The following is a 7596-nucleotide window of genomic DNA, read 5'->3' as shown; positions in this document are numbered from 1 at the left end:
GAATGAAGGCGAACGTGATGAACACAAACATCTTCTCCACCTTGATGGCCTTCAGCAAACTTACGTGCTGCTCGTCGGAGTCGAGGACGCGAAATTGGGAGCCAAGCTGGTCTTTCACCAACGCCTTTACCTCCTGAATGTCGTGTTCGTCGCCTACGTTCAACTCCAGGGCGGTGCGGCGGTTGCCATACTGCAGCAAACTCTGGGCGAAGTCGAGCGGCACGAAAACGTAGCTGTCGTCCATGTGTTGCTCGATCAGGAAGACGCCGCCCGCCAGAATACTTTGCTCGGTGAAGGCGTTTTCCGGGTTCATCGACAGCGTTTTTTTGCCAGTGTTGCGCGGATAAAGCAAGTGCAAAGGAGACAAGCGGTTGTTGAGGGCAATGCTTAGCTCGTGCTGCACGCCAGCGCCTAGCAGCGCGTAGGGCTCGTTGCCGCTGCGCAACAGCCGGTGGTCGCCCTCCACAATGGCAGAGTCGATGCGGCTTTGAGTGTAGTAGTTTTCTGAAACGCCTTTCATTTTCACCACCATCTGGCGGTCGTGGTACTGAAGCAAGGCGTTATCTTCGATAACCTCGGTGAGCAAGCCTACGCCCGGTAGGCGCCGCAACCCGTCGAGCATCTTGGCATCCGTCTGAAACGACTTGCCTTGCAGGGCTGTCACTAGCAAATCGGGGTCCGACTTGCCGTAGAGGGTGCGCACCAAATCTTCGAGCCCATTGAATACCGACAGTACAATGACCAACGCCATAGTCCCGACGGCCACGCCAATCATGGAAATATTGGAAATGATGCTGATAATGTTGCGCTTCTTCTTCGAGAGAAAATAACGCCGGGCAATGAGCAAGGGGACGTCCATGCGGGGCGTGCGGGGTGGGATTTAGAGAGGTATAAAAGAGGTAAAGATACTTAACTGGCGCGACGCATAAACTCTTCGAGGCGGCGCAAACGTTCCTCGTGGTCGGTGAGCACCACGTTTTTCAGCTCCCGCAAATCCGTCTTGATTTCGCGCAGCTCCGACAACAAAATGGCATCCGTCTCTTCCTGCCGCTCATTGAACTGCTCCTGCCGCTCATTAAATCCCTGCTGCTGCTTATTGACCTGCTGCTGCTCTTCGTAAATGAGTTGCACCTGATTCAGCATCTGGTTTTGCACGGTCACTACCGTTTCCAAGACACTGGTATTGCGCTCTAAGGCAACCGAAAGCAACCCAATCTGCTGCGCGTGCTGCGCGGACTGGTTCGTGAGATGCTGGAGAATTTGCGTGAGTTCAGATGAATCAGCCATAACGAAAAGGAGCATGCGGGAGTGCCAAGATACGCCGCCGGGCGCAAAAGGTCTACTTCCAGGCTTTCACGATGAGGCCGGTGCCGGAGTCGTGCTTGGTGTTGGCGTCTAGCCAGTTGAGCAGCAAGCAGAACGGGAAGCTGACGAGGTAGTAAAACGGCAGCAGCACAAAAAACCACTTCGAGTAGCCGAGCATCAGAATCGGATACTTCATGCTCAGCCGCCACGATATCTGGCCCGGTTCGCCGTAGCTATACTGAGCTTCAATCCGCTCGAAGCCCGCGGTGCGCAGCTTCTGCTGAATCTCGTGAATGTTGTAGCCGTCGCGCACGTGCTCCTCGATAAAGCTGGTTTCATCGTCGGAATGCACGTCGGAGCCGCCTTGGTCGGAGGGAGTGGAAATGAGGAGCATGCCGCCATCTTTGAGGGAAGCGTGCACGTTGCGGAACACTTCCACGTCTTCCAGAATGTGCTCCATTACGTCGACCGCCAAGGCCATGTCGAAGGTGTTAGGCTCCTGGTACAGCACCAGGTCCTGCACCGCAAACTGCACATTGGCGCGCTCAATCTGGCGAAAGAACTTGTTGGAATCGGCAATCTGCTCGTCTTTCACGTCAACGGCCAGAATGTGCCACTTCGCGCCCATGCCCGACAGCCAGTAGGTGTACTGCCCGTAGCCGGAACCGGCATCCAGAATGTTAAGCGCTTCGGCGGTGCGGCCTTTGGCCCACTGCCGGAGTTCCCGGTGCACGTGCCAAGTGCGCAGCAGCAGCAAATCGAGCAGATGATAGAATAGGCGCCGCAGCAGTGGGGTGCGGTTGAAAACCTCGCCCAAAGAGCGTTTTATCGGATCGTAATGCAAGGGAATTTAATGTGCTTATTAATTGATGTGTTGATGTGATGCTGCTTGATGACTCCTAAAGTTGTTGCTGACTGTGACTAGTAGTAAAAAGACAATCAGCACACTAGCCCATCAACTGCGTAGCACACCAATCATTCACTGTCGTCGGTGAAAAGTTTGGGGCGTTTCGGGGCTTCGGTGTCAGCCTGGTCGTCGGGTTCGGGCTCGGCGGCCGGAATGTCGAGCTGGCTTAGCACTTGGTCCATCTTGGCGGCGTACGCGGCAGAGTCGTCGAGGAAGAACACCAAGTCGGGTACGATGCGGAGCTGCTGCCGGATGCGCTTGGCCAGCGCCTGGCGGATCTGCTTTTGGTTGTCGTGCACCATGTCCAGCATTTCCTGGCCGCTGCCTTCGCGCGCCAATAACTGGCTTAAATAAACGCGGGCCACTCCTAAGTCGGGGGAGACGCGCACTCCTGCAATACCCGGCGCGAGGCCCGGAAATAAGTGCGGCAAGTCGCGCTGAAACACCGTGGCCAGCTCTTGCTGCAACAAGCTGGATACTTTTTGCTGTCGTTTACTTTCCATAAGAATTGCAAAGGTAGGTGATTAGGTGACAGATTTTTGGGTCAGTGGCAAGGAGGCGTCGGGTACCGCTTGAAAAGGCAACGGAAGTTGATGCCATTCCGCTCAGAGCCTGCTCGTGGTTGCTTGTGCTTACCGGGCATCGGGAAAGCCAGATGACAACTCCTCGGTACCTTGTTGGGCGGGCCTTGGCGTGAAGAAGTCAAGAGCAGCAAAGCAGCACCGCAACGGAAGCAGCAACCAGGTAGCATACGCACATTACAAGAGATGAACGTAGCTTTGCCACCAAACTTTCCGCCGTCTATCTGCCTATTTCCCACAGCCCTACTTACCTTTTCACCTGCCACCTTCTCACCTAAACAGTGCTTCAGTTTTTTAAAAGTCCGCTGCCCACCCGCCTTGTGTTGCTGCTGCTGCTAGTACTAGCGGTGCGGCTGCCGTTGTTGTGGTTGGGCGTGCCACTTACCATGAGCGAACTGCGGGCCATGCTCATCGGGGAGCGGTTACACGCCGGCGGCCTGCTCTACCGCGACTTATACGATGCCACTGCGCCACTTTCTGCTGCCCTGTTCGCAGCCCTCGATATGGTGGCTTCGCGGCCGTTGTGGCTGTACCGGATTCTGGCGTTGGGGCTGCTGCTCATCCAGGCGCTACGCCTAAACTTTGTCCTCAACCGCGCCGATGTGCACCCCGAGCGGGGCTACTTGGCGGCGCTTACTTACTTGGTGTTGGCCAGCGTCACCACGGACCTCGATACGTTGTCGCCGCTGCTGATTGGGCACACGTTTATCGTTCTGGGATTCAGTGCCTTGCTGCCTACTTCCCGTGAGGGTTACGACAACCGCCGCCTATTTCGGGCTGGGTTTCTGATTGGGGTGGCGGCGCTGTGCTACCTCCCGCTGGCGCTGTTTCTGCTGGTAGGGTTGTTTGCCGTTATTGTTTTCGCCGCCAACTCGTTTCGCAGCTTTCTGCTGTTGCTGTGCGGTTTCGGGTTTCCGTACGCGGTGGTAGCTACGTTTTTTCTCTACAATGATGCGCTACCCTTCTTTCGGCAGTTTCACTTACGGCCCTCGTTCAGCGGCCTGGTAATGGGTGCCGACGGCTTGCCGCTACCGTTGCAATGGCGCCTGCTCGTTTTGCCGGGTGCTGTGCTACTGCTCGCTCTGGCCCGCTCCTTCACTACGTCCTTGGGGTTGGTATTTCAGGTGAAGTTTCAGCAGTTGATGCTCGTCTGGCTGCTGGTAGCTGTGCTCATGATGGCCGTTGGCCGGGGTACGGCGCCCGGCACACTGGGGCTTTTGTTGCCGCCGCTCACGTATTTCAGTTACTTCCTGTGGCAGAAATCGCCGCGGGCCTGGGTGGTGGATGTGCTATTTCTGGTGCTGCTTGGCTGCGTAGTAGGGTTGCGCTATCGGGGGTTGCTTCAACTGGAAGATGTTCTGCGTTTTCCAGTTGAAGCCCGCTATGCCGTGCAGCCCAATCCTAAATATGCCAGCCTGCGAGGGCAGCGCCTGCTGGTACTTGGCGCTGATTTGCGCCCTTATCTTACCAACTCTATTGGCTCGCCCTACCTCGACTGGCGCCTCGCCCAGGCCGACTTTGGCCACCTCAGTCAATACGCGGCGGTTTACCGGCTGGCTCGCAACCTGGAGTCTGCGCCACCCACTGTTCTCATCGATCAAACCAACCGCCTCGCGGAGTTGCAATACAAAGTGCCCGCCATTTTTGGCCGCTACCAACCCACCAGCACCCCGCGGGTATACCAACTGAAGTGAGGGTTGAATTGTTAAATGGTTAGTTGTTGAATGGCTTGTTGCACAAACAACCACTCAACAACCAGCCATTTAACAATTCAGCCTTTCAACCATCAATCTTACTTACGCGAGTTTGGTGGCGGCCACCCTCAAAGCCAGTGGTTAAAAATTGGTTGGCGATGACGCGGGCGTTTTCTTCGCTGATAAAGCGGGCGGGCACGCATAGAATATTGGCATCGTTGTGCTGACGGGCCAGAGAGGCCAGTTCGGGTTCCCAAGCAATGGCTGCCCGAACACCGCGGTGCTTGTTGGCCGTGATGCACACGCCGTTGGCGGAGCCACACACCAGAATACCACGCTCCACTTCGCCGTTGGTGATGGCTTCGGCCAGCGGGTGCACAAAGTCGGGGTAGTCTACGGAGGCGGGGGAGTGGGTGCCGAAGTCGCGGACCTCGTAGCCGTTATCGCGCAGCCATTGGGCGAGCATCTGCTTGTATTCGAAGCCGGCGTGGTCGGAGCCTAGAGCAATGGTGTCCATAAGGGAGGAAGTAGGAAAAGTGAAGGGAAACGCGTAGGGTAAGGAAACACAAAAATGTGGGGAATGCGAGAGTTGAGCAGAGCACCAGCCCCGTCTTTTCTCGCATTCCCCACATTCAATGAGCAGGTCCTGGGGTCATCTAACTCACGCCGCCGTTTTCAGCCAGCCGGTCGTTGAGCATTTGGGTGCGGTTGCGAGTCACGACGCGGGCAATGTTGATGCTGAGTTCGTACAGCAACACAATCGGGATAGTGACGATGATCTGAGCGGAAATATCGGGGGGCGTAATGACGGCCGCAATAACGAGAATGACCACAATGGCGTGCTTGCGGTAGAGCCGCATGATTTCGGGCGTCACGATACCCGCTTTGGCCAGGAAGAACACAATCATCGGCAACTCAAACACGAAGGCACAGGAAATCGACATGGTCGTGAGCGTGGAAATGTAGCTCTGCATGTCGATCTGGTTTTCGATGGTCGGGTCTATCTGATACGAGGCCAAGAAGTTGATACTCAGCGGCGCCGCAATGTAGTACCCGAACAGTAAGCCAATCAGGAACAGGATGGAAACGAAGAACACGGCCCCGCGCGAATTGGCTTGTTCGTGCGGGTAAAGGCCGGGCTTGATAAAGCGCCAAATCTCCCAGAACGTGTAAGGAAACGCCAGTACGATGCCCACCATGAAGGAGGTGCTAATATGCATCGTGAGCTGCCCACTCATTTCGCGGTTCTGAATCACGAAGCCGATTTTATCCATGCACAACTCTGGGGTTCCCACCCAGTTGCCGAGGCGGCAGAAGGCTTGGTAGGTCCAGAAGTCGGAGCGCGAAGGACCTAGAATCAGGTCGTGAAACAGAAAGTCCTTGGCAAGGAAAGCAGCGGTAGCAAACACGACTATCGAGATGGCCGAGCGGATGATGTGCCACCGCAAGGCCTCCAAATGGTCGATAAAAGACATTTCCTGCTGTTGCCCTATCACAGGGTGCCCGGAAGAAGGATGTTGTTGATCCACGGAAGAAAATAACTGAGTAGCGGGTAACTGAGTAAGCCGAAAGGGCAAGGAGTAAAGCACAAACGAAATGCGGGGCTTGTAAGATGTACTCAGCCTCGGTTCAATGCGAATACCCAGTTACTTTGCCGCTACTCAGTTGCTCTATATTATGCGAAGAGCGGAAACTGCTGCATCCACTCGTTCACCTGGCCGCGCACGCGCAGCAGGTAAGCATCGTCGGCGTGGTGCATCAGTACGTCGTCAATCAAGTCGACGATGCGGGTCATGTCGGTTTCGCGCAGGCCACGGGTGGTAACGGCCGCTGAGCCAATGCGCATGCCGCTGGTCACGAAGGGCGACTTATCATCGAAGGGCACCATGTTTTTGTTGATGGTAATATCGGCCTTAATGAGCGTGTTTTCAGCTAGTTTGCCGGTGAGGCCTTTGCTGCGCAAGTCAATCAGCATGAGGTGGTTGTCGGTGCCACCCGAAATGATTTCGTAGCCGCGGTCGGTGAAGCCTTTGGCTAGCGCCTGCGCATTGCGAATCACTTGCTGGGTGTATTCGGTGTAGGCGTCGCTCAGGCATTCGCCGAACGCTACCGCCTTGGCCCCGATAACGTGTTCGAGCGGTCCGCCTTGGGTGCCCGGGAATACGCCCGAGTCTAGTAGTGCCGACATCATGCGCAACTCGCCTTTCGGCGTCTTCAAGCCAAATGGATTCTCGAAGTCTTTGCCGAGCATGATGAGGCCGCCGCGGGGGCCGCGCAACGTTTTGTGCGTGGTGGTCGTGACGATGTGGCAGTAGTCGAACGGGTTGTTGAGCAAGCCTTTGGCAATCAGGCCGCTGGGGTGCGAAATGTCGGCCAGCAGCAGCGCCCCTACTTCGTCGGCGGCTTCGCGCAGGGCTTGGTAGTTCCAGTCGCGGGAATAGGCCGAGGCCCCGCAGATGATAAGCTTAGGTTGTTCGCGGCGGGCAGTGGCTTTCACCTTTTCCCAGTCGATGAGGCCGGTTTCGGGCTCGACACCATAGAAAGACGGCTGGTAGAGCTTGCCCGAAAAGTTGACGGGCGAGCCGTGCGTAAGGTGGCCGCCGTGGCTTAAATCGAAGCCAAGAATTTTGTCGCCGGGGTTGAGGACAGCCAGCATGACGGCGGCATTGGCTTGCGCGCCGGAGTGCGGCTGCACGTTCACCCACTCCACCCCAAACAGTTCCTTGGCCCGGTCGATGGCCAGTTGCTCGATTTGGTCGACGATTTCGCAGCCACCATAGTAGCGTTTGCCGGGTAGGCCCTCGGCGTATTTATTGGTTAGGATGGAGCCCTGCGCCCGCATCACCTGCTCCGAAACGTAATTTTCAGAGGCAATCAGTTCAATACCGTGCGTTTGCCGCTCTTTTTCGCGCTGAATCAGGTCGAAGATGGCAGTGTCTTGGGTCAGGGTTGTGGCTTGCGTTTCCATAAGTTCAAAGGTACACCCACTGCCCGGAACTGCCAAGCTGCCAGGCGGCGAGCTAGTGAGTGACTGGAAAAACGAAACAACAAATGGCCCTGGCAGTTGTCTTGTGCACCCACTAAAACTGCTTTTTGCCGCAACTTCAGC

8 protein-coding genes are annotated in these 7596 nt (G+C 56.1%); 1 reads left to right on the top strand and 7 read right to left on the bottom strand.

Features of this window, described 5'->3' with window-relative positions; translation table 11 throughout:
- From ACFE7X_RS16220 to rbfA, 4 genes are all read right to left on the bottom strand, one after another.
- On the bottom strand, positions 1-859 hold an 859-nt coding region (locus ACFE7X_RS16220), incomplete at its 3' end, for an ABC transporter permease (protein ID WP_375436731.1).
- A 50-nt stretch (positions 860-909) separates the two neighbouring features.
- The gene (locus ACFE7X_RS16215; protein WP_375436730.1) at positions 910-1287 is read right to left on the bottom strand and encodes a hypothetical protein; all 378 of its coding nucleotides are present in this window, start codon (positions 1285-1287) and stop codon (positions 910-912) included.
- 52 nt (positions 1288-1339) lie between these two features.
- Positions 1340-2149, bottom strand: a complete 810-nt coding sequence (locus ACFE7X_RS16210; RefSeq protein ID WP_375436729.1) for a class I SAM-dependent methyltransferase — start codon at positions 2147-2149, stop codon at positions 1340-1342.
- A 131-nt stretch (positions 2150-2280) separates the two neighbouring features.
- A complete protein-coding gene (gene rbfA, locus ACFE7X_RS16205) occupies positions 2281-2715 on the bottom strand; it encodes a 30S ribosome-binding factor RbfA (RefSeq protein ID WP_375436728.1) in 435 nt (144 codons plus the stop codon).
- 359 nt (positions 2716-3074) lie between these two features.
- On the opposite strand from rbfA, the gene ACFE7X_RS16200 reads away from it, so the two are divergent.
- Positions 3075-4487, top strand: a complete 1413-nt coding sequence (locus tag ACFE7X_RS16200; RefSeq protein ID WP_375436727.1) for a hypothetical protein — start codon at positions 3075-3077, stop codon at positions 4485-4487.
- Between the two features lie 85 nt (positions 4488-4572).
- Here the strand turns inward: ACFE7X_RS16200 and rpiB are convergent, their stop codons facing one another.
- The 3 genes from rpiB to glyA all read right to left on the bottom strand — a co-directional run bounded on the left by rpiB (position 4573) and on the right by glyA (position 7455).
- Positions 4573-5004: a ribose 5-phosphate isomerase B gene (gene rpiB / locus ACFE7X_RS16195; RefSeq protein ID WP_375436726.1), complete on the bottom strand. Its 432-nt coding sequence runs from the start codon at positions 5002-5004 to the stop codon at positions 4573-4575.
- Between the two features lie 139 nt (positions 5005-5143).
- Positions 5144-6016, bottom strand: a complete 873-nt coding sequence (gene tatC / locus ACFE7X_RS16190) for a twin-arginine translocase subunit TatC (protein ID WP_375436725.1) — start codon at positions 6014-6016, stop codon at positions 5144-5146.
- 146 nt (positions 6017-6162) lie between these two features.
- Positions 6163-7455, bottom strand: a complete 1293-nt coding sequence (gene glyA / locus ACFE7X_RS16185; RefSeq protein ID WP_375436724.1) for a serine hydroxymethyltransferase — start codon at positions 7453-7455, stop codon at positions 6163-6165.
- Positions 7456-7596: the final 141 nt, after the last annotated feature.

This window comes from uncultured Hymenobacter sp., assembly GCF_964242765.1.
Taxonomy (GTDB): domain Bacteria; phylum Bacteroidota; class Bacteroidia; order Cytophagales; family Hymenobacteraceae; genus Hymenobacter.
The sequence above is the reverse complement of the archived record's forward strand: the minus strand, read 5'-3'. Positions and strand labels throughout refer to the sequence as shown.

Excerpts from the sequence above, each read along its gene's own strand:
- ACFE7X_RS16215 (WP_375436730.1), bottom strand. The coding sequence starts at position 1,287 with ATGGCTGATTCATCTGAACTCACGCAAATTCTCCAGCATCTCACGAAC.
- rbfA (WP_375436728.1), bottom strand. The coding sequence starts at position 2,715 with ATGGAAAGTAAACGACAGCAAAAAGTATCCAGCTTGTTGCAGCAAGAG.
- rpiB (WP_375436726.1), bottom strand. The coding sequence starts at position 5,004 with ATGGACACCATTGCTCTAGGCTCCGACCACGCCGGCTTCGAATACAAG.
- glyA (WP_375436724.1), bottom strand. The coding sequence starts at position 7,455 with ATGGAAACGCAAGCCACAACCCTGACCCAAGACACTGCCATCTTCGAC.